Raw genomic sequence first — 25,766 nt, forward strand, 5'->3', positions numbered from 1 at the left:
ATGACGGGAGGGCAAGGAACGCACTCCACTACGGCCGGTGCACGCGGAGTTGCGCTGCGGAGCCCGCCCCGTCCCTCCACGCCACGCCCCTCCATGCCCGTCCACGCCACGCCCGTCCTGCGGAAACCGGTGTGAGCCCGCGGGCGGGGATCACCGAGACTGGGCACATGGCCGACGACTGGGCGGGAACTCTCGACAACACCTACGACAGCTCCTCCGGCACGGTCCGCTGGGGCAGGCTCGGGCCCGACGACGGTCCGCCCGTGGTGCTGCTGCACGGAACACCGTGGTCCTCCTACACCTGGCGCGCGGTCGCCCACGCGCTCGCGCAGCGGTTCCGGGTGCACGTGTGGGACATGCCCGGGTACGGCACGTCCGCCAAGCACGAAGGGCAGGACGTCTCACTGGGCGCCCAGGGTCTGATCTTCGCCGAACTGCTCGGCCTCTGGGGCCTGACGGGGGACGCACACCACCGACCGGCCGTGCTGGCCCACGACTTCGGGGGATGCGTCGCCCTGCGGGCCCACCTGCTGCACGGCGCGTCCTACGCACGTCTCGCCCTGGTCGACCCGGTCGCTCTCGCGCCGTGGGGGTCTCCCTCGTACCGGCTGCTCGGTTCGCAGGCGGAGGTCTTCGCGGCGCTGCCGCCCGCGCTGCACGAGGCGCTGGTACGGGCGTACATCAGCTCGGCGAGCGCACCTGGGCTGGATCAGCGGGTGCTGGACGGGCTGGTGGCACCGTGGCTCGGAGACGCCGGGCAGAGCGCGTTCTACCGGCAGATCGCGCAGAACGACCAGCGCTTCACCGACGAGATCGAGGGGCTCTACGGCCGGGTCGAGCCGCCCGTGCTGATCTGCTGGGGGACGGAAGACACCTGGATACCCGTGGACCGCGCACACCGGCTCGCGGACCTGATCCCCGGCTCCCGGCTGCAGCTCATCGAGGGTGCCGGGCATCTCGTGCAGGAGGACGCCCCCGCACAACTCACCGCCGCGCTGGGGGACTTCCTGCGCGGTTGAGCGGGGCGCAGCCGGGGCCGTCCGCCACCGGCCGGCGAGGGCACGGGTGGTGGCCGGTGTCCGCCGGCACTCCCGGGCCAGGAGCGGAAACCCCCGCGACCGGCCACGGACCCTGACGCCGACCCCCGTGTTGCCGGGCGGAGACAGCAGCGAGAACCCCGGAGCCCTCGGGCCCCGGGGTTCCAGCACGCGCCCCGCCCAGGCGAAGGGAGCCGGGCGGGCCGCGCTTCTCACCTCGTCCGCACCAGGCGGACGAACAGCGTGATCAGAGGCTGCCGGTGATCTGACCGAGCGAACCGGTGACCGGCGCGGCGAGGTCGACGAGGTCGCCGACCTCGGTCATCGGCGCGAGGTTGAGGTCTCCGATGCCGCCGGAGACCATGTCCAGCTCGTCCTCGGCGATCTCACGCGTCTCCAGCTGAGGGGTGAAGTCCATGGGGACATTCCTTCCGTTCACAGTGTTCATTGCCGCCGGTGAGAGTCACCGGCACCGCAGATGTATCGCGGCGGGAGTTCGAGAAGAATTACTCGGGCCGCTGCGGTGGAATCAGGTAAGCATATTCCTTCGCAGTTTGGCCAGCGGGGGGTCGACTCACGTGATTCCTCTGCCGGTTTTCACTTCGGCACAGGTCACGGACATCGGCCGCCCCTTGATTTGCGAATAGGGGACACACGGGGCGGGGAATTCGACGAAAAGAGGCAGGACAAAACAGAGGCGCGAAGCCTCTTTGCCATACGGTTTCCGGCGGTGTGCGGGACACCACGGCGCGCAGTCCCCGCCGGTGCGGCGGACATGGGCGTACCCCGCGCGTTCAGGGAAGCGGCGACGCAGGTAACCCCTGGCGACAGGCCGGAACGGGCCACCACAGCTGTGTGACCGTTGTCGGTCTCGGCATGACTCAGCCCTTCCTCGCGGACACCGGTCCTCCGGCTCTTCCCTCCATTCGGGGCCGCACCGCACAGGGATTGGACTCCCTTCAAATGAAGCCCGGGAGTCGGCACGCAAAAGGGGCACCCGGCACATTCCCGCAAAAAGACAGACCGGTGAGCCCCGGGTTGTGAAATGCACTGGACCGGTGAATGGAAAGTGAAGACAGCGGTGCGGGTGGACGCAAAACAAATCGCACCCAATCCGAATGGGAGGCGGCTACGAACAGTCAGAAGGACCGGTTTTCGACGCTGTCGGGCCACTCGAAAGGGAGCAGGACACAGGGCGGCATTTGCGCGGCAGGGCGGTCATCCGGCCCTGTCACGTGGGATGGCGAACGCTCCGCGAGGCCGGGCGGCAGACTCACCGCCCGGAGAACGGCGTTCCCGCCCCGGCCCGCGTCCGCGTCCGTCCCCTCAGGGCGTCTTCGCCCGTGCGAGCTGCCGTGACTGGGCGACGAGCCTGCCGGCGGTGTCCCAGACCTCCACGTCCTCCTCCAGGAAGCCGCCCGCCAGGTTGACCGTGGTCACGGAGACGCACAGCGGCCCCGGGGCGGGGCGGGCACGCACGTGGACGGTGAGTTCGACGGTCGGCACCCAGCCGCTCAGCCCCAGCTCGAAGGCGGTGGGCGGCAGAGCGTCGACCGCCATGAGGACGGAGAAGGGGTCGGCGTCGCGGCCGTCGGCCAGTCCGAGCCAGGCGCGCATCTCGCCCCGTCCACTGGGCGCCCCGACGGCCCATCCACTGGTGGCCGGGTCGAGACGCAGGTCGAGGCGTTTGCTCATCTCGGGGCCGGCGTCCCGGCCCTGAGGGTTGTCGTGGGCGCTGAAGCACTGCTCGAGCGGCGGAATCGCCGGTGGCCGGGCGCTGGTGCGGACGTCGCCGGTGACGGTCTCCAGGTCGCCGTAGGAGGCGAGGACGCGGATGCGCTCGACCTCGTTGCCGCCCTCGTCCACCTGGAAGAGGCCGGCCGAGCCGGAGGAGAGGGTACGGCCCGTGCGGGCGGTGTCGGTGCGGATGACGGCGGGGCCGGGCACGGTGGCCGCCATGTAGTGCGCCGTGATGGTGAAGGGGTCGGGGTGCGGCAGGGCGTCGCCGAGCGCACGGCCGAGGGTGGCGAGCAGATAGCCGCCGTTGAGGGCGTGGCCGATGGCCCAGCCCCGGGAGAGGAGCACGTCGTAGACACCGGACTCCCGCAGTCGTACGGAGGTGTCGCGGTCGAACTCGCTGAGAGTGGCTTCGGAGAGGGTGTCGGACATGCGATTACCGTACACGGGGAAGTTACTTGCGGGTATGATGGTGTGCCGTCACGCCAGGGGAGCGAGGGTGCGGGGCCGGCGCGGAGCATCAGCTTCCCGGCTCCGCATCCTCCACCTGGGAGCGGCGGTGCCAGGCACGGGGCGCGCGCCAGCCGAAGCGCAGCGCGAGCAGCCGGACCACGAACGCGAGGAACGCGGCCAGCGTCATCGTCACGGCATTGAGTGCGCCCGCGCCCAGCAGCAGCGCCGTCACGGTGGCGCCGAGAATGGCGGGCACCGCGTACAGGTCCCGGTCCCAGCGCAGCAGAGACGGCACCTCGTTGGCCAGCACGTCACGCAGGACACCGCCGCCCGCCGCCGTGGCCAGACCGAGCACGGCGGAGGCGAACAGCCCGAGCCCGTACTCGTGCGCCTTGACGGTGCCGACCACGCAGAACAACCCCAGACCCGCCGCGTCGAAGACGTTGATGGCCTTGTTGATCCGCTCGACATGCGGATGCAGGAAGAAGACCAGCACGGTGGCGATGAGCGGGGCGTGGAAGTAACCGGCGTCGGTGAACGCGGCGGGCGGCACGGCACCGATGACCACGTCGCGGAAGAGGCCCCCGCCGAGCCCGGTGACCTCGGCCAGCACAGCCATACCGAAGACGTCGAAGTTCTTGCGGACGGCGAGCAGCGCACCCGAGATGGCGAAGACGAAGATGCCCATCAGGTCGAGCGTGTGCTGCAGGTCCGGGTCGAGGAGGTTCACCCGGCCATTGTCACGACCGGGCCCCGGAGCGGAAGGGGCGGGGGCGGAAGGGGCGGGGCGGACCGGCGGGACAGGGACGCGCCACGGAGCGGGGCTCATGTGGCGTCCGTCCGTGCCGGTCAGGGGCCGGGCCGGTCCTGGACGCCGGGAGCGGAACGGCCGCCGGCGTCCCGCTGCGCGAAGGCCCGCAGCAATTCCCGCTGTTCCGCCAGCTCCCCCTGCTGCTGCCGGATCACCTCGGTCAGCTCCTGCACCTCCTTGCGGGAGGCCGCCTCCCGCTCCGCGCCCGCGTCGGAGACACGCTCGATGAACCACGACGCGAGGGAGGCTGAGACCACGCCCAGCACGGCGATGCCGGCGAGCATCAGCAGGACGGCGACGATCCGCCCGGTGGGCGTCACCGGGTAGGTGTCCCCGTATCCCACGGTGGTGACGGTGGCGAAGGCCCACCAGATCGCGTTGCCGAAGGAGTCGATGCTGGTGCCCTCGGCCCCGCGCTCGGCATCGAGCGCGGCCAGCGCCCCGCAGAACATCAGCAGCGCCGTCGCCCCGCACGCGTAGGTCGTCACCTGGCCCCGCAGGGTCGCCTCGGCCCGCCGGTGGAGGACGTTCATCACGGTCAGCAGCCGCAGCATCCTCAGCGGCCGGAAGAACGGCAGCACCACAGTGGCCAGCACGAACAGGTTCGACTTGAAGTACGCCCAGCGGTTCTCCGCCCGCACCAGCCTGACCACATAGTCGAGCGCGAAGATGCCCCAGGTGATCCAGCTCGTCCAGGTGCACACGGTCCGCCAGGCGGGGCTGAGGCCGGGCTGGAGTATCGGCCACGCGTACGCGACGAGGAAGACCACGACCACACCCGTCAGCAGCAGGTCCGCTGTCATCGGGGGACGCTGCGCCCGCTCCTTCTCCGTAACGGCGGCGCCGGACCCGGGACTCGCGGAGGGCGCGGAGGGTGCGGAACTCGCGGGGGGTGCGGAGGCCGGTGCGGTCTCAGGCTCCGGCGCAACCGTGGGATCGCTCGGCATGTCCCGCACGATACAGGCGGGCTGCGGGACGCCGGGAGCCGCGTGAGACCGCTGCTCAGCCGCTGCTCCGGCCCCGGTCAGGGTTCCCCGGGCGGCCCTGCCCCGCCGCCCGCTGTGCGAGGCGCGCCACGCCTCAGCGCTCGTCGTGAGAGCACTCCTCCAGCACCGCCCGGATCACGTGCCGGGCGTTCCGCGCCATCGTGGGGTTCGTCCTGCGGTAGTTCGGCAGTGCGATCAGCGCCGGCGACAGCGTCCGCCCGCGGCCGCGCTCCCAGGTCGCGTCGTCCACGGCCAGCGCGGCACGGAAGATCTCCCTCGCGTCCCGCGGCAGCAGGTTCCACACCGGGAACAGGTCGCAGGCGGGGTCCCCCACCCCCGTGCACCCGAAGTCGATCACCGAGGTCAGTCTGCCGCCGTCGACCAGCAGGTTGCCGGGCATCAGATCAGCGTGCAGCCACACCGGCGGCCCCTCCCAGTCCGGGACCCGCAGCGTCTGCTCCCACAAGGCGGCCGCGGTGTCGCAGTCGACGTCCTCCTGCGGGATCGCACGCAGTTCCTCTGTCGCCGCGCGGGTCTCGGCGTCGAGCGAGGCGAGCGGCCCACCTCGGTGTGCCTGCGGCGCGGCCGGCAGGGTGATGCTCCGCATCGCCGCGACGAACGCGGCCAGGTCCCGGGCCAGCAGCCCGGGCTCGCTCAGTGCCCCCGCTTCGGGATGTCCGCCCGGCAGCCACCGGTACACCGACCACGGCCACGGATACCCCTGCGCGGGCTCCCCCGCTGCGAGCACCTCGGGGATCGGCGTGGGCAGACGGGGCGCGAGGCGGGGCAGCCATTCCTGCTCCGTCGACACGTCCTTGGCCCCGCCCCGCACCAGCGGCAACCGTACGACCATGTCGTCGCCCAGCCGGTACATGGCGTTGACCGTGCCTCCGGACGGCCACCGCACCACCGGCAGCCCGGCCCACCGGGGGAACTGTCCGGCGATCAGCCGCCTTACGAGGCCGGCGTCGACCGGATGCATGCCGGGATGCATCCGCCCTGTGTTCACGGACGTCATCCAGCGACCGAACACCGCACGCCAGCCGGCGTCAACGTCTTTCCTGCCGGACCTCCCGCGGCACTCAGCCCCCAGGGGGCCGGCGACTCAGCCCCGGGGGGCCGGTGACGCGTTCTCCGGGTGCTGGTCCGGGGCGTTCTCCGGGTGATGGCAGGCCACTTCGTGGCCCGGAGCGAGAGAGACCAGCGGCGGCTCCGCCGTCTTGCAGACCTCGGTCGCCTTCCAGCACCGGGTGTGGAAGCGGCAGCCGCTCGGCGGTTTGATCGGCGAGGGGACGTCGCCCTGCAGGAGGATGCGTTCGCGGCCGCCGCCCTGCGACTTGCGGCGCGGGTCGGGTACCGGCACGGCGGAGAGCAGGGCCTGGGTGTAGGGGTGCATGGGCGTCTCGTAGAGGGACTGCCGGTCGGTCAGCTCCACGATCTTGCCGAGGTACATCACCGCGATCCGGTCCGAGACGTGCCGGATGACGGACAGGTCGTGCGCGATGATCACATATGTCAGGCCCAGTTCGTCCTGGAGGTCGTCGAGCAGGTTGATGACCTGCGCCTGGATCGAGACGTCCAGGGCGGAGACCGGCTCGTCGGCGACGACGAGCTTGGGGTTCAGGGCGAGCGCGCGGGCGATGCCGATGCGCTGCCGCTGCCCGCCGGAGAACTCGTGCGGATAGCGGTTGTAGTGCTCGGGGTTGAGGCCGACGACCTCCAGCAGCCGCTGCACCTCCTTCTTCACGCCGCCCTCGGGGCTGACGCCCTGGAGCTTGAAGGGGGCGGAGACGATGGCGCCGACGGTGTGCCGGGGGTTCAGCGACGAGTACGGGTCCTGGAAGATCATCTGGATGTCCCGCCGCAGCGGGCGCATTCCGCTCACGCCGAGGTGCGTGATGTTCCGGCCCTCGAACTCGACGTCGCCCGCACTCGGTTCGAGCAGCCGTGTGATCAGCCTGCCCATCGTCGACTTGCCGCAGCCGGACTCGCCGACGACGCCGAGGGTCTCCCCCGCCCGCACGTCGAAGTCGATGCCGTCGACCGCCTTGACCGCGCCGACCTGGCGCCTGAGCAGCCCCTTGGTGATGGGGAAGTGCTTGGTCAGGCCGGAGACCCGCAGCAGAGGCTCACCCGGCTCGGGGTCCGCCTTCGTCAGCACCGAGCCCGGCGCCTGCTGCTGGGATGGGATCGTCATCTGCTCGTCCTCGCTCACAGCTTCGGCGCAATCTCTTCGTTCCAGATCCGCTCCCGGTCGGCCGGGTCCATGTGGCAGGCGGACTGGTGGCCGGCGCCCACATCGCGCAGGACGGGGCGTTCGGTGCGGGTGACGTCGCCCTTGGGCACGTCCGCGTACGGGCAGCGCGGGTTGAAGGCGCAGCCCTGCGGAATGTTGATCAGGCTGGGCGGCGAGCCCTTGACCGGGATGAGGCGTTCGGTCTGCGCGCGGTCGATGCGCGGCATGGAGCCCAGCAGCCCCCAGGTGTAGGGGTGCTGGGGCTCGTAGAAGACCTGCTCCGCCGTGCCGTACTCCACGCAGCGCCCGCCGTACATCACCAAAATGTCGTCGGCGAGTTCGGCGACGACGCCCAGGTCGTGGGTGATGATGATGACCGCGGAACCGAACTCCTTCTGCAGGTCCCGGATCAGGTCGAGGATCTGCGCCTGCACGGTGACGTCCAGGGCGGTCGTCGGCTCGTCCGCGATCAGCAGCTCGGGGTTGTTGACCAGCGACATCGCGATCATCGCACGCTGCCGCATACCGCCGGAGAACTCGTGCGGATAGCTGTTGACGCGCTGTTCGGGCTGCGGGATGCCGACACGGTCGAGCAGTTCGACGGCGCGCTTGCGGGCCGTCTTCTTGTCGACGTCGTGGTGGACCCGGTACGCCTCGACGATCTGGTGGCCGATGGTGAAGTACGGGTGCAGCGCCGAGAGCGGGTCCTGGAAGATCATGGCCATCTCGCGGCCGCGCAGCTTGCGCACCGCGTCCGCGTCGGCGCTCAGCAACTCCTGCCCGTCGAGCCAGATCTCGCCCGAGAGCTGGGCCTTCTTGCGCCCGTACTGACCGACGGTGTGCAGGCCCATGATGCCGAGCGAGGTGACGGACTTGCCGGAGCCCGACTCGCCGACGATGCCGAGCGTCTTGCCCTTCTCCAGCGAGAAGGAGAGCCCGTCGACGGACTTCACCAGACCGTCCTCGGTGGGGAAGTGCACCTTCAGGTCGCGTACTTCGAGGAAGGAACGGGCCGGGCCCGCCTGGGTCACCGGCTCGCTCACAGCCGAGGCTCCCGTCTTGTGCAGATCCGTCATGCGAGCCTCACTCGGGGGTCGATCACGCCGTACAGCAGGTCCACGATGAGGTTCGCGATCACCACGGCCGATGCCGTGATCAGCGTGACGCCGAGGATCAGCGGCAGGTCCTTCTCGCTGATCGCCTTCAGCACGGCCTGGCCGAGACCGGGCAGGCTGAAGGTGGTCTCGGTCAGGATCGCCCCGCCCATGAGGGCTCCGAGGTCGACACCGAGAAGGGTGATGACCGGGGTCATCGTGGAGCGCATGGCGTGCTTGCGGATGACGACCGGCTCCCGTACGCCCTTGGCGCGGGCGGTGCGGATGTAGTCCTCGCCCATCACCTCCAGCATCGTGGCGCGGGTGAGGCGGGCGTACATGGCACCGAAGAGGAACGCCAGGGTCAGCCACGGCAGGATCATCCCGCTGAACCACTCCGGGAAGCTCTTCTCGATGGGGGTGTACTCGTTGCTGACCAGCCCCAGCCCGTAGGAGAAGATCGCCAGCGACAGCAGACCGGTGAAGTAGATCGGCAGCGAGACGCCGCTGAGGGCGATGCCCATGGTCAACCGGTCCCACACCGAGCCGCGGCGCAGCGCGGAGACGATGCCCGCTGTCAGCCCGATGACCAGCCAGATGACGGCCGCACCGACGGCAAGGCCCAGCGTGACCGGAAGGCGGTCGGCGAGCACCGGCCAGATCGCCTGCTCCGTCTTGTAGGAGTAGCCGAAGCACGGCGCTTCGCAGTGGTATGTGTCGCCGGCGCTGGTGTAGTCGCGGCCGACGAGGACGCCTCTGAAGAACTCGAAGAGCTGGACGAGGATCGGGTCGTCCAGGCCGAGTTTCTGCCTGATGCCCTCCAGCGCCTGCGCGTCGGACTGCTTGCCCGCGAACATCGTGGCGGGGTCCAGCCCGGTCCACTTCGGGATCAGGAAGAAGATGCTGAAGACCGCCAGCATGACGACGACCAGCATCACGACGACGGCGAAGAGCCGCCTGATGAGATATGTGAGCACTGCTTCCGGCCCGGTGGCGGCCCGGGAACCCTCCGAGTGCGTCGGAGAGTTCACCGGGCCACCACTGCGGCCCTCACCTGCCCTTCGTGCCTAGCGGCGGGTGCGCCGGCGGAGCGGTCGGACGGTCACTTGACACCCAGCGAGGCATAGTCGTAACGGCCGTTGTACGAGTCGGCCGTGTAGACGTTCGTCAGCCTGCTGGAGCGCCAGATGATGTTCTTCTCGAAGGTGAAGGGCAGGTAGTACGCGCCCTTCATGACCTCGGCGTTGATCTCCGCGTACTTCTCGGCCGCCTTGTCGACGTCGAGTTCGGCGATCGCGTCGGTGAACATCTTGTCGATCTTGGGGTCGTCGATCATGGCGAAATTGTTGTTGCCGTTGTCGAGGATGTACTTGCTGTGCCACAGCGGCATGCCGAAGCCCTGGCCGGTCGGGAAGTCCGCGCCCCAGCCCATGATGATGATCCCGTAGTTCTTCTTCTCGACGACCTTGGGGTTGCCGATGATGCCGGCGGTCTGCGCGCCGTCGTACTCGTCGACCTCGGCGGTGACGCCGATCTTCTTCAGCGACGCCTGCATGGCCTCGGCGGAGGCCACCTCGACCTGCTTGTTGTTGCGGACGGCGATGGTGGTCTTGAAGCCGTTCGGCTTGCCGCACTTCTTCAGCTCGGCCTTGGCCTTGGCCACGTCGGCGGCGCCGTCGTTCTTGGCTATGCCGTACGGGTCGTACTTCGGGTCCGAGCCCGGCACGGAGGACGGCAGCATGTTGGTGCCGATGTCACCGCCGGCCAGCGGGCCGCCACGGGCGTTCTGGATCGACTTGTGGTCGGAGCCGTAGATCAGGGCCTTGCGGCAGTGGATGTTGTCCAGCGGCTTCACCGTCTGCGGGAAGACGGCGTAGCGGATGAACCCGGTGGCCGGGTTGTCGACGTTGCCCTTGTGCTCCTTCAGCGCCGTCTGACGGCCCGCCGCCTCCAGACCGGTGGCGTTGATGTCCAGGTCGTAGTCGCCGTTGATGAGACGCTTGTCCATCTCGTCGGCGTTCGTCAGCAGGCTGACCGTGATCTTGTCCGGAAGGGCCTTGCGGATGTTGTCCGAGGACTTCTTCCACTCGGGGTTGCGGACGAGCGAGAGCTTCTTGTTCGGCGTGTACGACTCGAACTTGTACGGGCCGTTGGAGAAGGGCTTCAGGCCGTACTTGGACTTGGTGTCCTTGTCCTGGCGCACCGGCGAGGACGACGGCATGGCGAGCATCTGCTCGAAGTCACCGTTGCGCTTGGGCAGCTTGAAGACGATCTCGGTGTCGCTCGGCGTCTCGATGGCCTCCAGGCCGAGCTTGTCCTCGGACTCGTCCTTGTAGGGGCCCTTGTACTTGCCGTCCGGGTCGAGCGTGTCCTTGACGTAGACGGGACCGCCGGAGAGCACGTCCTGTGCCCACTGCCGCTCGATGCCGTACTTGATGTCCTTGGAGGTGACGGGCTTGCCGTCCTCCCAGGTGGCGTCCTCGCGCAGCTCGTAGGTGTAGGTCTTGCCGTCGTCGGAGATCTTCGCGGTGGACTTGGCCAGGTCCGGGACCAGCTCCAGGCTGTCCTTGCCCGGGGAGGGCTTGTTCGTGACGAGTTGACGCGTGTAGTACCGCATGAAGTCCCAGGCGAAGCCGTAGTAGCCGCGCGTCGGGTCCCAGGAGTCGGCGTCCTGTGTCCCGATGAACTTCAGCGTGCCGCCCTTCTTGTCTGACTCGTTGGCCATCTTGCCCCTGGCCGCGTTGAATCCGGCGGCTTCGCCGCCGCCGTTCCCGTCGCTGCTGCCGCCACCGCAGGCCGCCGTGGCCAGCAGCGCCGCGATCGCGACGGCCGACGCGGCCGTTCTGCGCATCGTTGTGCGTTGGATTGTCACGATCTCGAATCCTCCGTGTAGGTCACGGCCCGCACGGATGCGCCGGGCCCGGGGGCCAGGGCCGGAGCGGCCCTGGAGGTGGGGGGTCAACGTGTCCCCTTGGGGTCGAGCGCGTCGCGCACGCCGTCGCCGAAGAGGTTGAAGGAGAGAACGGTGATGAAGATGGCCACGCCGGGCACCACCATGAACATCGGGTCCGCCTCGTAGTAGCGCACCGCTTGCGAGAGCATCTGCCCCCAGGAAGCAGTCGGCGGCTTGACTCCCACACCGAGGAAGCTGAGCGCGGCCTCGGTGAGGATGTTGGTGGGGATCATCAGCGTGGTGTAGACGGTGATCGGTGCGATCAGGTTCGGCAGCAGCTCCTTGAAGAGGATGTAGCGCCGCCCGGCGCCGAGGCTGCGCGCCGCCTCCACGTACTCCCGCTCGCGCAGGGAGAGCGTCTGCCCGCGCACGATCCGGCCGATGTAGGGCCAGCCGAAGAAGCCGATGACGAGGATCATCACGGTCAGCCGGACGCCCGTACCCGTGAGCCCGAACATCTGGTTGGGGACCACGGAGATCAGGGAGATGATGAACAGCAACTGCGGGAAGGCCAGCAGCATGTCCATCACGCGGCTGATGGCCGCGTCCAGCCAGCCGCCGAAGTAACCGGCGAGAGCGCCCAGTACGGTGCCGACGACCACGGCGACCATCGCGGAGAGGAAACCGACGAGCAGCGAGACGCGGGCACCGTAGATGATCCGGCTGAAGATGTCCCGGCCGTTGACGGGCTCGACGCCCAGCAGGTGTTCGCCGCTGATGCCGCCCATTGACCCGAGGGGGGTCTGGAAGAGCGGGTCGATCTTGTCCTCGTGGTGCTCGCCGGGCGGATGCCCCAGCAGGGCGACGATGACCGGCGCGAAGACCGCGACCGCGATGAGCACCAGTACGACGATGCCGCCGGCCAGCGCCAGCCTGTCCCGCTTGAGACGGCTCCACGCGATCCGTCCGAGAGACCGTCCTTCGATCGCCTTGCCGGCGGAGTCGCCACCGAGAGCAGGATCGACGGGCGCGGTTTCCGCGGACGTGTCGTGCAGTGGTGCCGTCATCGTGGGGGAACCTCTCTCGGCCGGCGGTGACCAGCCACGCCCGCCGCTGTAGCGGCCAGTTGGCATGCAGTGCTTTTGACGAAGGCCAATGGCCTCAACGGTCGGGAGTCTTCATCGGCCCCGCGATCACCCGCCAGTCCCCCTGGGGAAAGGATGCCTAACTGTGATGTGACGCGTCAGGTTCCGTTATACGAACGGAACCTGACGACTATCGGAGCTGCGACCGCCACCCGAAAGGGCCGCCGACCTGCGGTTCTCGCTGCCGGCGCTGTCGTGGGCAGCCGCCACGCACGTCCCCGGCGCCCCACCTGGCAGACGAGTCGCCGACGGCGCGCACGACTGCACGAACGGACCGGGCGCGCGCCCCGCCGGGTCGCCGGCCGGAACCCGGCCGTGGCTCCGAACAGGCCCCGGTTCCAGGGCGGTCCGGACACCGCCTGGCTCGGCCCGCTACGCGGCTCAGTACGGCCGCGGATACCCGTAGCCGTGCCCGGGCACGGCGTTGGGGGCGGCGTGCGAGGCCACTTCGGCACTGGGGACGTCACGGTCGAAGAACGGACGGGAGTTGCGGCGCAGCCACATCGCGACCGGGTCGTAGTCGTCCGACATCGCCACGCTGGAGACCGGCAGGCCCTCCGGCACAGCCACCGCCGAATCCCGCATCATCCGCTGCGCCGACTCCACCGACTCCCGCCCGGTGTCGTACAGATCCAGACCGATCGCCAGATACGCCGCGCCCAGCGCGGGCTGCACCCAGCACCGGCGCAGTGAGCGCACGGACGGCGTGCGGTGCGCATTGTGGCTCAGCAGTGCGTAGAACTGCGCGATGTCCAGGCCGGGTTCGGTGATCCGCAGCGGACCCGCCGGGGACTGGTCCAGGCCGAGCGCGATGCGGCGCAGGTCCAGCCACGGGATGCCGACGCCGCCGCCCGCGGCGTGCGGGTTGAGCCAGATCCCCCACCGCTCGGGGAACAGGCCCGCGGCGATCTCACGGGCGGGGACGACCTCGTGCGCCCGGTCCCAGCCGGAGGCGGCGAGTTCACCCGCGGAGGTCACGCAGGGCGCGTATCCGAACCCCGCCACCTCCATGTTCCCGTACTGGGCGTCGGGAGCGCCCGCCTGGCCGTTCCAGAGGAGCATCCACACCTGGCTCTCGGCGAGCGCGTCGAGCAGCACCTCATAGGTGTCGTACCTCCCCGGCGACACCTGCCCCAGCAGCTGCTCGACGCCTGCACCCGCGCTCACGTGGCCGCCCTCTCTCCGTAGCCGCCCCGCCCGCGCACCGTGCCCGCACGGCCGGATGAGACGCGGCTCCGCTCGATGATCCGCTCCGGGCACGCGAACGCGGCCCTCCCCGTTGTCCCCGTCATCAAACCAGCTTAAGAGCAGCGGCCGACATCGGGCGTCGTACCACAGCGCTAGACCTCACGGCCGAGGAAGTGCTTCAGGGGCGGGTGTAGAAGGGACGCACGCACTGGCGCATCCAGTCCACGACCGGGTCCTGCGCCGCGTCCAGGAGCACCAGCTGCACGAGCCATTTCACCGGCACGCGGCCCAGCGCACGTCCGAGGGCGTCGTGGGCGGCCTGGCGGATCTCCGGGTCCAGCTCGTCCAGTTCGACGCCGATGAACAGCGCGGGGTCCTCGCCCTCGGTGCTGGCGAGGGCGCGCCGGGCCGTCCGGACCTGCGGCAGCGTCGAGAACTCGCCTGCCGCGGCGCCGAGGAAGTCCGCGGGCTCGTCCTGCCAGTCGGGCTCGAACAGCCGCACCCGCGCACCTCGCGCCACACCCCAGGCGGCCTGTTCCCCGGTGGTGTTCGCACACAGCTCGGCGACGGCCTCCGGCGGCAGGGGCACGCCGACCGTGCCCTCCGGGTTCACGGCGATGCCCACCTGGGGCGGCAGCCCGCGGGCGAACTCCCGGGCCGGCGCGACGGTGAAGGACATGTGGCTGCCGACGACGTGCAGGAACTCCGCCTCCGAGCTGAAGACCGGCACGAAGGGCGCGCCGTTCAGCTCCACCGTCGGGAGGTCGAGATTCGGGCTGGCAGGCCCGCCGCCCTCCGGGAGCGGAACCCATACGCTGCTGCGCCCGAGCACCTCCAGCAGCCGAGCGCCCGCATGGGGCACACCGAGGGAGGCCGCGAGGGTTTCCTCCAGCTCGTTCCCCGACCAGCCTCCACCGTGGCCGGGTCCGTACTGCTGCGGAATGGTCATGGCGGCAACCCTAGACGAGCAGCCGCGCGGCTCTCGCAGCGGAGCGGGGAAGCGGGGGCGGCGCCCCGGATGGCGGCAGTCCGGCACGGATGGCCACTCTCCGGTTGCGTTGCGCCATACGCCTCCGAATTGTGGACAGAGTCCCTTTTGACCAGCATTGACCTCTTGTTGGAGGAGCTGCTCCATGCACGCCACGAAGGCGGCCACCGCCGCGCTCACCGTCGCTCTCTCCGGTTCCCTCGTAGCCGGCCTCGCCGGTGCGGCCGCGGCCGGCACCCACCACACCCCGACCGTCACCGCCGCGGCCCCCGACGACACGAAGACAGCCGTTCAGAAGATCCGCACAGTCCGGGATCTGGGCCGTCTCGCCGAACTCACCGGCACCCTGGACCGCGTCACCCGCGACGAGGACGCCGGCCCGCAGCTGCGGCGTGAGGTGAAGGAGCGTGTGGACCGGCAGGTCCGCCGTGTCCTGGAGTCCGTCGAGCGGGCCCGCACCGCGAGGACACTGCCGGCGAAGGACGGAACCGTCCGGCAGAGCAGCAGGATCGTGAACGTCGGCGACGCCGCGGACGGCTACCGGCAGTCGGCGAGCCGCGTGGTCACCGTCACTCAGCACCACAACCTCCCCGACAGCGACGCGACCGAGGCGGCCGAAGCCATGGCCGACCGCCTCGCCGAGGTCAACGAGGCCGCCCTGGAGGAGCTCGGCCTCCGCGCCGGACCTGCCCGCACCCTGCCGGCGGCGGACTCCCCCCGCTCCCCGAAGGGCGCGATCACCAGCACCCTCATCGACCGCGCCACCCTCTCCTCCGGCGACCTCCGGCGGCACAAGGACGCCATCGAGGCCGTCGGCGACCTCATCGAGGGCGTCCTCGACGCACCCCGCGGGCGGCTCTCCCGTGAGGACGCCGACGAGCACTCCAAGGAGCTGGCCGAGGCGATGAACTCACTGCGCCGGCAGGCGGAGCGCGCCGGCGAGAAGGCGGCCGGCACCTCCTCCAGCAGGGCGGACGCACGCGACGCGGCGGAGCTCGACGCCGAGACCGTCGACGGTCTGGAGGCCCGCGCCGACGCACTGCTGAAGGCGTCCCGCGAGGGCGACACGGACAAGACCGGCACCGAGGCCGGCCGTCTGGTGAAGGCCACCGTGAACCTGCTGGCGGTGGCGCCCGCCGAGGAGAAGGAGGCCGGCACCGGGGAGATCGAGCGTGTCTGGGCGGGGACGCTGCTCTCGCCCATGCTGCGCTGAGCGCACTTGCCCGCGCGTTGCGCACCCGGCCGTCCGCCCGCGTCCACGGGGGGACGGCCGGGTGCGCGTGCGGTGCGTGCGGGGCTTCTCCGTTCGCCGCGGCGCACCGCACAGGCGAGGCCCTCCGCCGTGCAGCACCCAAGAGCCCCCTCGCGCCGCCTATTCGAAGGCCACTCCGCGCAGCGCCACGGCAGCGCCCCGGTCCAGCAGCACCACGGAGGCACAGCCGCGCGGCACCCGCCCGGCCTCCGCGGCCGCGACGAGACGCCGCACCGCCCTGCGGTGCCGCATGAACGCGTAGTCCGAGACCTGCCGGCCGCGCTCCGCCTGGCCGCGCAGCGCCGTCTCGGGCGGAACGTCCAGCAGGAGGAGGTGGAGGGCGCGTCCGCGCCGGCGGGCGTCCCTGGCAAGCCAGTTGCGCACCCAGGTCTGGCTGCCGCAGTCGTGCACGACGACGCTCACCCCGGAGGCGAGCGCGCCGCGCAGCAGCGCGTAGTGCGCGAGACGCACCAGGGGGCGGTAGACGCCGTAGGGAAGCCAGCGCGGCACCAGCGCCTCCCCCCGCTCCCGTACGTCCTGGGAGTCGATGCGGCGCACGGTGTCCTGCAGTGCGACGACGCGGCGAATCAGCGTCGACTTCCCGCTGCCGGGAAGCCCCGAGACCACGACCCTGTCGCCCGCGGGGAATCGCAGTGTCCTTCTCTCCGACGTGCCGCGCAGATCCTCGGGGGCGACTTCTCCCCGCATCGCCACCGCGGAGAGCGGCCGATGTCCGTCCGAACCGGGCTGACCGTACCGCGACCCCGTCACCGTCGCGTACGCACTGCGCAGGCTGTCCACCTGATCGCCCCTCCCCGAATAGGGCCGCCCTCGGCGGCTCAACTCCGAGAGTGTCAAGAAACGGTAATGCGCATCAAGGCGGCCGCTGCCCTCCCGCTGCACGCCCCGTCGACGCCCATGCCGTGCCGTGCCATGATGTGCGGGCCAATTGCATACAGGCCGTTCGAATCCACGCGGGAGAGTTCCCGGTCGCGCGCAGTGGCGCGGCCGACCGGGGCGCCGAAGGAGCAAGTCCTCCCTTGAATCTCTCAGGCACCGATACCGCGCAGGATGAGGCAGATCTGAAAAGCGGGCCGCCCACGGGCGGCTCCACCCACGGTGCAAGCCACCGGCCGTACTCAAGGGCTCGTGGCGAACCTCTCAGGTTCCGATGACAGATGGGGAGGACATCCGCGTCACCGAGCCATGGGAGCCTGACATGAGCGACACCAGCGAGACCGGCGGCGGCACCGCCTCCGGCGGCGTTCCGCGCACCACCGCGCTCGACGCCACCCACCGCGCCCTCGGCGCGACGATGACGGACTTCGCCGGCTGGGACATGCCGCTCCGCTACGGCAGTGAGCGCGACGAGCACATCGCCGTACGCACCCGCGCCGGCCTCTTCGACCTGTCCCACATGGGCGAGATCACCGTCGACGGGCCGCAGGCGGGCGAACTCCTCGACTACTCGCTGGTGGGCAACCTCTCGGCCCTCGCCGTGGGCCGCGCCCGCTACACCATGGTCTGCGACACCTCCGGCGGCATCCTCGACGACCTGATCGTCTACCGCACCGGCGAGCAGACCTACATGGTCGTCGCCAACGCCGCCAACACCCAGGTCGTGCTCGACGCGCTGCGCGGGCGCAGCGAGGGCTTCGAGGCGGCCGTGCGCGACGACCGGGACGCGTACGCGCTGATCGCGGTCCAGGGTCCGGAGGCCGCCGGCATCCTCAAGGGCCTCACGGACGCGGACCTGGACGGGCTGAAGTACTACGCGGGGCTGCCGGGCACTGTCGCCGGGCGCGACGCGCTCATCGCCCGTACGGGGTACACCGGCGAGGACGGCTTCGAGCTGTTCGTCTCCCCCGGGGACGCCGTCGCCGTGTGGGAAGCGCTCACCGAGGCCGGGTCGGCCGCCGGGCTCGTGCCGTGCGGTCTGAGCTGCCGGGACACGCTGCGCCTGGAGGCGGGCATGCCGCTGTACGGGCACGAACTGAGCACGCGGATCACGCCGTTCGACGCGGGCATGGGCCGGATCGTGAAGTTCGAGAAGACCACGAACGGGGGAGATTTCGTCGGCCGCGAGGCCCTGGAGGCCGCAGCGGGCGGCCCTCCGGCACCAGCGGGGTCGCAGCCCGGGGCCGGTGCCGGTCAGGCGCCGCGGCGCAAGCTCGTCGGGCTGATCGCACAGGGACGCCGGGTGCCGCGGGCGGGCTACACCGTGGTCTCCTCCGGCGGATCGGTGATCGGCGAGGTCACCTCCGGAGCTCCCTCGCCCACCCTCGGCAGGCCCGTCGCCATCGCGTACGTGGACCAGGAGCACGCCGAACCGGGCACCGAGGGCGTCGCCGTCGACATCCGCGGCACGCACGAGCCGTACGAGGTCGTGGCGCTCCCCTTCTACAAGCGGCAGCGCTGAGAGAGGGCAGCGTCCGGGCGCACGCCATGGCCGTGAACGTGCCCTCACTCTCCCGGTTCCGCCGGACCCGTCCTGTCGTCTCCCACGGCCCCGCTGGGAAGGATCTTCCGTGGCCCGGGTGCCCGCGGCGTCCTTCCGGGCACCGTGAGGCACCGGCGGGCAGCAGGCACCCGCCGCACGTGTCCCACTGGCCAAGACCGTTTTCCTCCGTCCCCCTCACATCCAGGAGAATCGCACCATGAGCAACCCCCAGCAGCTGCGCTACAGCAAGGAGCACGAGTGGCTGTCGGACGCCGACGACGGCGTCTCGACTGTCGGCATCACGGCACACGCCGCCGACGCGCTCGGCGACGTCGTCTTCGTACAGCTGCCCGCGGAGGGCGACTCGGTCACCGCGGGCGAGCCCTGCGGTGAGCTGGAGTCGACCAAGTCCGTGAGCGACCTGTACGCACCGGTCTCCGGCGAGATCACCGAGATCAACCAGGACGTCGTGGACGACCCGGCACTGGTCAACTCCGCCCCGTTCGAGGGTGGCTGGCTGTTCAGGGTGCGGATCTCCGACGAGCCCGACGACCTGCTCTCCGCCGCCGAGTACGACTCGTTCACCTCCGGCAGCTGAGCGCCCGCGCCACGCTCCGGAACGCCCCGATCCGTCCGCCCGGACTCGCCACCAGGGATGGTTTCATGTCGCTTCTGAACAGCTCTCTCCACGAGGTGGACCCGGACGTCGCCGCCGCCGTCGACGCCGAACTCCACCGCCAGCAGTCCACCCTCGAGATGATCGCGTCGGAGAACTTCGCTCCCGTCGCCTCGCTGGAGGCGCAGGGCTCGGTCCTCACCAACAAGTACGCCGAGGGCTACCCGGGGCGCCGCTACTACGGCGGCTGCGAACACGTCGACGTCATCGAGAACATCGCGCGCGAGCGCATCAAGGAGCTCTTCGGCGCCGAGGCCGCGAACGTGCAGCCCCATTCGGGTGCCTCCGCCAACGCCGCCGCGATGTTCGCACTGCTCAAGCCGGGCGACACCATCATGGGCCTGGACCTGGCCCACGGCGGGCACCTGACGCACGGCATGAAGATCAACTTCTCCGGCAAGCTCTACAACGTCGTGGCGTACCACGTCGACGAGGAGACCAGCCAGGTCGACATGGACGAGGTCGGGCGGCTGGCGCGTGAGCACCGGCCGCAGATGATCGTCGCCGGATGGTCCGCCTACCCGCGGCAGCTCGACTTCGCCGCCTTCCGCCGCATCGCGGACGAGGTCGGCGCCTACCTCATGGTCGACATGGCCCACTTCGCCGGCCTGGTCGCGGCGGGGCTGCACCCCTCCCCCGTGCCGTACGCGGACGTGGTCACCACCACCACCCACAAGACGCTCGGCGGGCCGCGCGGTGGTGTGATCCTCTCCAAGCAGGAGTTCGCGAAGAAGATCAACTCGGCGGTCTTCCCCGGTCAGCAGGGAGGCCCGCTGGAGCACGTCATCGCGGCGAAGGCGGTCTCGTTCAAGATCGCGGCATCCCAGGAGTTCAAGGCGCGCCAGCAGCGCACCCTGGACGGAGCCAGGCTGCTGGCCGAGCGGCTGCTGCGGCAGGACGCCGTGGACGCTGGCGTCTCGGTGCTCTCGGGCGGTACGGACGTCCACCTCGTCCTGGTCGACCTGCGCAACAGCGAACTCGACGGCCAGCAGGCCGAGGACCGGCTGCACGAGGTCGGCATCACGGTCAACCGCAACGCCGTGCCGAACGACCCGCGGCCGCCGATGGTCACCTCCGGGCTGCGCATCGGCACGCCCGCGCTGGCGACCCGCGGCTTCCAGGAGGAGGATTTCCGGGAGGTCGCCGACATCATCGCCGATGCTCTGCTGCCCGCCTTCGACGAGGACAAGGCGAAGTCGCTGAGCGCACGCGTCACCGCCCTCGCGGAGAAGCACCCGCTCTACCCGGGGCTGGGCAAGTAACCGGCGCATGACCTGAGGAGGCCCCGCCCGGGCACCTCGCCCGGACACTCCGGGGCCTCCTCGGGCACCGGGACGGCCGCACCGCGGGCACCCCGGTGCCGCGGGACCCGTTCTGCACCGCAGGGAAGACCACACCGGCACGCAGGCACTGCCACAACCAGAGCACGGACACGGAAAGGAGGCCGCCGCCATGGCGATCTCCGTCTTCGACCTCTTCTCGATCGGCATCGGCCCGTCCAGTTCGCACACGGTCGGCCCGATGCGGGCCGCCCGCATGTTCGCCGGCCGGCTCAAGAACGAGGGCGTGCTGGCGCACACCGCGTCCGTCCGTGCGGAGCTGTTCGGCTCGCTCGGGGCGACGGGGCACGGACACGGCAGCGCCAAGGCCGTCCTGCTCGGGCTGGAGGGCGAGTCGCCGCGCACCGTCGACCCGGAGACGGCCGACGACCGCGTCGCCGCCATCCGCTCGTCGAAGGTGCTGCGGCTGCTGGCCACGGAGATAGGGGACGCCCACGAGATCCCCTTCGACGAGGCGACCGGGATGGTCCTGCACCGGCGGCGCTCCCTGCCGTACCACGCCAACGGCATGACCCTCTTCGCCCATGACGCCTCGGGCGCACCGCTGCTGGAGAAGACCTACTACTCGGTGGGCGGCGGCTTCGTCGTCGACGAGGACGCCGCCGGCTCCGGCCGCATCAAGCTCGACGACACAGCGCTGACGTACCCCTTCCGCACCGGCGACGAACTGCTGCGCATGACCCGCGAGACCGGCCTGTCCGTCTCCGCGCTGATGCTGCAGAACGAGAAGGCGTGGCGGTCGGAGCAGGAGATCCGGGCCGGGCTGCTGGAGATCTGGGACGTGATGCGTCAGTGCGTGGCGCGCGGTCTGACGCAGGAGGGCATCCTGCCGGGCGGGCTGAAGGTGCGCCGGCGGGCGGCCACCGCGGCGCGTCAACTGCGCGCCGAGGGCAGCCGGGAGGCGCACGCGATGGAGTGGCTGACCCTCCACGCGATGGCGGTCAACGAGGAGAACGCGGCGGGCGGCCGGGTCGTGACCGCACCCACCAACGGAGCAGCGGGCATCATCCCCGCCGTCCTGCACCACTACACGGAGTTCGTGCCGGGCGCCGACGAGGACGGCGTCGTGCGCTTCCTGCTGGCCGCCGGCGCCATCGGCCTGCTCTTCAAGGAGAACGCCTCCATCTCCGGCGCCGAGGTCGGCTGCCAGGGCGAGGTCGGTTCCGCCTGCTCCATGGCGGCGGGCGGCCTGGCGGAGGTCCTCGGCGGCGGCCCGGAGAAGGTGGAGAACGCAGCGGAGATCGGCATGGAGCACAACCTGGGCCTGACCTGCGACCCCATCGGCGGGCTCGTCCAGATCCCCTGCATCGAACGCAACGGCATGGCCGCCGTGAAGGCCGTCACCGCGGCGCGGATGTCCCTGCGCGGCGACGGGCGCCACCACGTCTCACTCGACAAGGCGATCAAGACGATGAAGGACACCGGCGCCGACATGAAGGTCAAGTACAAGGAGACGGCGCGCGGCGGCCTCGCGGTCAACGTCATCGAGTGCTGAGCGGACCGCCTGCGATCCCGGCCCGTACCAGGTGCGCGGAACGCCGGAGGGGCCAGGCACACTTGGTGCGTCGCAGTTCAGTCATCAAGAGGGGGTTCCACACATGATCACGCTCACGAAGGAAGACGGCCCGGCGGATCTGGCCGGAGTGACCCACATGTCCATCGGGGTGTCGTGGGACCCGACCGCCGGGAGCAGCGGTGGGGTGATGGGCAAGCTCCGCCGCAAGAAGGGCACCGACCTCGACCTGATCGCCGTCGCGATGCACGGCGCGGACCCGGTGCGCCTCGCGGGCCTCGACTCCCTCGACCCGATGGGCAACGGCTCCCTGGTGCACAGCGGCGACAACCAGACCGGGCACGGGGACGGCGACGACGAAACGGTGAAGGTCGACTTCGCACAGATCCCGTCCCACATCACCGCCGTCGTCTTCGTCGCGGCCGCCTACAAGAAGGGGAGCTCCTTCCAGCAGGCGCGGAACATCAGCTTCAAGGTGTACGACTCCACCGGAGGCAGCTCTCAGCAGGTCGCCGACATCTGGCCGAGCCTGCTGACGGCGGACAACGGCTGCGCAGTGGCCAAGGCCATCCGTGTCGGCGACAGCTGGCAGCTCGAAGTGATCAATGAGACGGGGAAGGTCAAGCAGGGGGACGAGCTTTCCCTCATGCGCTTCGCCACCAGCAAGTAGCAGCGGCAGGGCCCGGGAACCCGCTCGGTTTCCGGGCCGCCGCCGCAGCGGCGGCACAGCTCGCGGCCCGCGCGGTGGAGCCCCCGGCTGTGGGCCCGGGGACACAGGGGCCGGCCGGGCTCACCGCATCACGCGCACACCGGCGCCGTCGGCCCGTACCCCCGCGAACCGGCCACCGGGCCTCAGGTTTCGGCCAGATCCGTCGATTTCTGGCCCGCGCCCCTCGCCCGTCACTCCCGTTTTCTCTCGGCATCGGTACCGGAACGGGCAGCTCCAGAAGGCAGAACGGGCACACGGTGAATCCGTGATGGAGCGTCATCGCTGTTCAGCGCCGCGACGGCCCGCCCGGAAACGGGCACACCCAGTCACAGACGAAGCCCATTCGGGCCGATTGACAGCCCTCACGGGCATGTAGAACTCTCCGCACGCTTCCGCATCACTGCATCCCGGTGTCCTGGAACCCCCGGGCGGTCGGACACCCGAGCAGGGACCGCGCAAGGGCCCACGACGAGGAGAGCGCTGTGCACATGCCCACGTTCAAGTCCGTATCCAGGGGAAGAACAGCACGGATGACAGCGGCGGGTCTCGTCGCCACGGGACTGCTCACGGCGTGCAGTTCCAGCGAGGAGCGCCCGGCCGACGACAAGTCCATCAGGGTGGTGATGGTGGACAACCCGCAGATGCTGGAGCTGAAGAAGCTCACGGCCGAACACTTCACGAAGAAGACCGGGATCGAGGTCGACTTCACCACACTGCCCGAGAACGAGGTGCGCCGGACGATCCACAGAGACTTCTCCGAACAGTCCGGCCAGTACGACGTCGCCACGATCAGCAACTACGAGACACGCACCTACGCCGCACGCGGCTGGCTCAAGCCGCTGGACGCCCACATCAGCAAGGACCGCGCCTTCGACCAGAGCGACATCCTGCTGCCGCTCCAGCTCTCCCTCAGCGGCGCCGACGGCAAGGTCTACGCCGAGCCCTTCTACGGCGAGTCCTCCTTCCTGATGTACCGCAAGGACGTCTTCGAGAAGCTGGGTCTGAAGATGCCCGCCGAGCCCACCTGGCAGGAGGTGGAGGAGCTCGCCGGGAAGGCCGACGGGGCCGAGGAGGGCATGAGCGGCATCTGCCTGCGGGGGCTGCCCGGCTGGGGCGAGATGACGGCCCCGCTGACCACGGTCGTGAACACCTTCGGCGGCACCTGGTTCGATAAGAAGTGGGACGCCGGGCTCAACTCGAAGGCATTCACCGAGGCCGCCGGGTTCTACGTCGATCTCCTGCGCGAGCACGGCCAGCCGGACCCCGCCGGCAGCGGCTACTCCCAGTGCCTCGAGACCATGAAGAGCGGCAAGTCCGCCATGTGGTACGACGCGACGGCGGGCGCCGGATCGCTGGAGGCGGAGGATTCCCCGGTGGGCGGCAAGATCGGCTACGCCCAGGCGCCGGTGGAGAGGACCGAGTCCTCCGGCTGGCTCTACACCTGGGCGTGGGGGGTGCAGAAGGCGTCGCAGAACTCCCGCTCCGCGTGGGAGTTCATCTCCTGGGCCTCCAGCAAGGAGTACGAGGAACTGGTCGGCCGGGAGTCCGGCTGGGCCAACGTCCCCGCCGGCAAGCGCAAGTCGACGTTCGAGAGGGCCGCGTACAAGGAGGCCGCGAGCGCCTTCCACCGGCAGGCCGAGAAGGCGATCACCAGCGCCGACCCCCGGTCGCCGGGTGTGCAGGACCGTCCGACCGTCGGCATCCAGTTCGTCGGCGTCCCGGAGTTCACGCAGCTGGGCGACAGCGTCTCCGCCGAACTGAGCGCCGCCGTGAAGGGGGAGCAGTCCGTCGCGGCGGCACTGCGCAAGGGGCAGCGGGAGGCGGAGAAGGTCGGTGCGAAGTACAGGGAACGCTGACGTGCGGCCCTTCGTCCCGCGGCGGCCTCACCAGTCGTGGACCGTCCCGTCGGCGAGCCGGTTGACGGGCAGGTAGGCGGGTTCGTACGGGAAGCGGGCGGCGGCCTCCGCGTCGAGTTCGACGCCCAGCCCGGGGACGTCGGACGGGTGCAGCAGTCCCTCCTCGAAGGTGTAGGAGGTACGGAAGACCTCCAGGGTGTCCGGAGAGTGCCGCATGTACTCCTGGATGCCGAAGTTGTGCACGGCCAGGTCCAGATGGAGCGCGGCGGCCATGCCGACCGGGGAGATGTCGGTGGGCCCGTGCAGGCCGGAGCGGATGCCGAAAACGGCGGCATGGTCGAGCAGCTTCTTCATCGCGGTGACGCCGCCGGTGTGGGTGACCGCCGAGCGCACGTAGTCGATCAGCCGCTCGCTGAGCAGAGTGGTGTAGTCGTGCACCGAGTTGAAGACCTCGCCGATGGCCAGAGGCGTGGTGGTGTGCTGACGGATCAGGCGCAGCGCGGCCTGGTCCTCGCCGGGGGTGGCGTCCTCCAGCCAGAACAGGTCGTAGGGCTCCAGCGACTTGCCCAGCTTCGCCGCCTCGATGGGCGTCATGCGGTGGTGCCCGTCGTGCAGCAGCGGCAGACCGGGCCCGAACTCCGCGCGTACGGCCTCGAAGACGCCCGGCACATGGCGCAGGTAGGCCCGGGTGTCCCAGGTCTCCTCGACGGGCAGGGCAGGGCCACGGCCGGCGCGGCGGGCCGGTTCGTAGTCGTAGCGCTCGCCGGAGCCGGCGTGGGAGGCGGCCACGCCGTAGACGGAGTCCAGTCCCGGCACTCCGGTCTGCACGCGGATTGCGCGGTAGCCCGCCTCCAGGTGGGCGCGGACGGAGTCGAGCAGCTCTGGGATCTCCCGTCCCGAGGCGTGGCCGTAGGCGAGGGCGCCGCGGCGGCTGGCGCCGCCCAGCAGCTGGTACAGCGGCATTCCCGCGGCCTTGGCCTTGATGTCCCACAGCGCGGTGTCCACGGCGGCGACGGCCGCCATGGTCACCGGGCCGCGCCGCCAGTACGCGCCTCGGTAGAGGTACTGCCAGGTGTCCTCGATGTTGCGGGCGTCCCGCCCTGCCAGCAGCGGCGCGACATGGTCGCGCAGATAGGAGGCGACTGCCAGCTCCCGGCCGTTGAGGGTGGCGTCGCCCAGACCGGTGATGCCGTCCTCGGTCACCACACGAAGCGTGACGAAGTTGCGCCCCGGGCTGGTGACGACTGTCTCCACTGATTCGATCTTCATCCGGTTCCGGTCCTCTCGTCTCGGCGGCCGGTCCGGGGTCCGTGCGGACCGGAGTCGTCCGGCCAGGCACCGGCAGCCTGACTGTCCAGCCCTCCGCCCGCAAGGCGCCCGGTCCGGGGGCACGGCAGGCAGGACAGGGGAGG

General features: G+C 70.3%; 22 protein-coding genes and 1 riboswitch. Of the genes, 8 read left to right on the forward strand and 14 right to left on the reverse strand.

Going from position 1 to position 25,766, the window contains the following annotated elements; all coding sequences use genetic code 11:
* Positions 1 to 167: 167 nt before the first annotated feature.
* Positions 168 to 1,019 (forward strand): alpha/beta fold hydrolase, encoded by an 852-nt coding sequence (locus tag H343_RS0125820; RefSeq protein ID WP_028433486.1) that lies wholly within the window; start codon positions 168 to 170, stop codon positions 1,017 to 1,019.
* A 265-nt stretch (positions 1,020 to 1,284) separates the two neighbouring features.
* On the opposite strand, the gene H343_RS35095 is transcribed toward H343_RS0125820, so the two are convergent.
* The 12 genes from H343_RS35095 to H343_RS0125880 form a co-directional block, all read right to left on the reverse strand.
* Complete coding sequence (locus H343_RS35095) at positions 1,285 to 1,455, reverse strand: type A2 lantipeptide (RefSeq protein WP_106958946.1); 171 nt, start codon at positions 1,453 to 1,455, stop codon at positions 1,285 to 1,287.
* Between the two features lie 908 nt (positions 1,456 to 2,363).
* Entirely contained in the window at positions 2,364 to 3,206 is an 843-nt protein-coding gene (locus tag H343_RS0125830) for a thioesterase family protein (protein ID WP_028433487.1), read from the reverse strand.
* A gap of 88 nt (positions 3,207 to 3,294) precedes the next feature.
* Complete coding sequence (locus tag H343_RS0125835; protein ID WP_051266079.1) at positions 3,295 to 3,915, reverse strand: trimeric intracellular cation channel family protein; 621 nt, start codon at positions 3,913 to 3,915, stop codon at positions 3,295 to 3,297.
* A 161-nt stretch (positions 3,916 to 4,076) separates the two neighbouring features.
* A complete protein-coding gene (locus tag H343_RS32910) occupies positions 4,077 to 4,841 on the reverse strand; it encodes a potassium channel family protein (RefSeq protein ID WP_078506110.1) in 765 nt (254 codons plus the stop codon).
* A 277-nt stretch (positions 4,842 to 5,118) separates the two neighbouring features.
* Entirely contained in the window at positions 5,119 to 6,018 is a 900-nt protein-coding gene (locus H343_RS0125845; protein ID WP_037905267.1) for an aminoglycoside phosphotransferase family protein, read from the reverse strand.
* 111 nt (positions 6,019 to 6,129) lie between these two features.
* Entirely contained in the window at positions 6,130 to 7,221 is a 1,092-nt protein-coding gene (locus H343_RS0125850) for a dipeptide ABC transporter ATP-binding protein (protein WP_028433490.1), read from the reverse strand.
* Positions 7,222 to 7,235: 14 nt separating this feature from the next.
* Positions 7,236 to 8,336 carry an ABC transporter ATP-binding protein gene (locus tag H343_RS0125855; protein ID WP_028433491.1) on the reverse strand — a complete coding sequence of 367 codons (1,101 nt, stop codon included), beginning with the start codon at positions 8,334 to 8,336 and terminating at the stop codon, positions 7,236 to 7,238.
* On the reverse strand, positions 8,333 to 9,331 hold the full coding sequence (locus H343_RS0125860; protein WP_028433492.1) for an ABC transporter permease: 999 nt from the start codon (positions 9,329 to 9,331) through the stop codon (positions 8,333 to 8,335). The genes H343_RS0125855 and H343_RS0125860 overlap by 4 nt, the downstream gene beginning before the upstream one ends.
* Positions 9,332 to 9,456: 125 nt before the next feature.
* Positions 9,457 to 11,226 (reverse strand): ABC transporter substrate-binding protein, encoded by a 1,770-nt coding sequence (locus H343_RS0125865; protein WP_028433493.1) that lies wholly within the window; start codon positions 11,224 to 11,226, stop codon positions 9,457 to 9,459.
* An 86-nt stretch (positions 11,227 to 11,312) separates the two neighbouring features.
* Positions 11,313 to 12,314 (reverse strand): ABC transporter permease, encoded by a 1,002-nt coding sequence (locus H343_RS0125870; RefSeq protein ID WP_028433494.1) that lies wholly within the window; start codon positions 12,312 to 12,314, stop codon positions 11,313 to 11,315.
* A 459-nt stretch (positions 12,315 to 12,773) separates the two neighbouring features.
* Positions 12,774 to 13,559: an enhanced serine sensitivity protein SseB C-terminal domain-containing protein gene (locus H343_RS0125875; RefSeq protein WP_028433495.1), complete on the reverse strand. Its 786-nt coding sequence runs from the start codon at positions 13,557 to 13,559 to the stop codon at positions 12,774 to 12,776.
* Positions 13,560 to 13,758: 199 nt separating this feature from the next.
* Entirely contained in the window at positions 13,759 to 14,529 is a 771-nt protein-coding gene (locus H343_RS0125880) for an enhanced serine sensitivity protein SseB (protein ID WP_028433496.1), read from the reverse strand.
* Between the two features lie 184 nt (positions 14,530 to 14,713).
* Here H343_RS0125880 and H343_RS0125885 point away from each other — a divergent pair, with 184 nt between their 5' ends.
* Positions 14,714 to 15,781, forward strand: a complete 1,068-nt coding sequence (locus H343_RS0125885; protein ID WP_028433497.1) for a hypothetical protein — start codon at positions 14,714 to 14,716, stop codon at positions 15,779 to 15,781.
* A 159-nt stretch (positions 15,782 to 15,940) separates the two neighbouring features.
* Here H343_RS0125885 and H343_RS32915 read toward each other — a convergent pair whose 3' ends face one another.
* Complete coding sequence (locus tag H343_RS32915; protein WP_486587051.1) at positions 15,941 to 16,621, reverse strand: AAA family ATPase; 681 nt, start codon at positions 16,619 to 16,621, stop codon at positions 15,941 to 15,943.
* A 164-nt stretch (positions 16,622 to 16,785) separates the two neighbouring features.
* Positions 16,786 to 16,895, forward strand: a riboswitch (glycine riboswitch).
* A gap of 144 nt (positions 16,896 to 17,039) precedes the next feature.
* Here H343_RS32915 and gcvT point away from each other — a divergent pair.
* From gcvT to H343_RS0125925, 6 genes are all read left to right on the forward strand, one after another.
* Positions 17,040 to 18,239, forward strand: coding sequence for a glycine cleavage system aminomethyltransferase GcvT (gene gcvT / locus H343_RS0125895; RefSeq protein WP_028433498.1), 1,200 nt, complete (start codon positions 17,040 to 17,042; stop codon positions 18,237 to 18,239).
* Positions 18,240 to 18,477: 238 nt separating this feature from the next.
* A complete protein-coding gene (gene gcvH / locus H343_RS0125900; RefSeq protein WP_028433499.1) occupies positions 18,478 to 18,858 on the forward strand; it encodes a glycine cleavage system protein GcvH in 381 nt (126 codons plus the stop codon).
* Between the two features lie 65 nt (positions 18,859 to 18,923).
* Positions 18,924 to 20,198, forward strand: coding sequence for a serine hydroxymethyltransferase (gene glyA / locus H343_RS0125905; RefSeq protein WP_028433500.1), 1,275 nt, complete (start codon positions 18,924 to 18,926; stop codon positions 20,196 to 20,198).
* A 190-nt stretch (positions 20,199 to 20,388) separates the two neighbouring features.
* The gene (locus H343_RS0125910) at positions 20,389 to 21,771 is read left to right on the forward strand and encodes an L-serine ammonia-lyase (protein ID WP_028433501.1); all 1,383 of its coding nucleotides are present in this window, start codon (positions 20,389 to 20,391) and stop codon (positions 21,769 to 21,771) included.
* A 103-nt stretch (positions 21,772 to 21,874) separates the two neighbouring features.
* The gene (locus H343_RS0125915) at positions 21,875 to 22,459 is read left to right on the forward strand and encodes a TerD family protein (RefSeq protein ID WP_028433502.1); all 585 of its coding nucleotides are present in this window, start codon (positions 21,875 to 21,877) and stop codon (positions 22,457 to 22,459) included.
* Between the two features lie 569 nt (positions 22,460 to 23,028).
* Positions 23,029 to 24,354 (forward strand): ABC transporter substrate-binding protein, encoded by a 1,326-nt coding sequence (locus tag H343_RS0125925; protein ID WP_078506111.1) that lies wholly within the window; start codon positions 23,029 to 23,031, stop codon positions 24,352 to 24,354.
* 27 nt (positions 24,355 to 24,381) lie between these two features.
* Here the strand turns inward: H343_RS0125925 and manD are convergent, their stop codons facing one another.
* Positions 24,382 to 25,623: a D-mannonate dehydratase ManD gene (gene manD, locus H343_RS0125930; protein WP_028433504.1), complete on the reverse strand. Its 1,242-nt coding sequence runs from the start codon at positions 25,621 to 25,623 to the stop codon at positions 24,382 to 24,384.
* Positions 25,624 to 25,766 lie beyond the last annotated feature (143 nt).

The organism is Streptomyces sp. TAA204 (assembly GCF_000424965.1).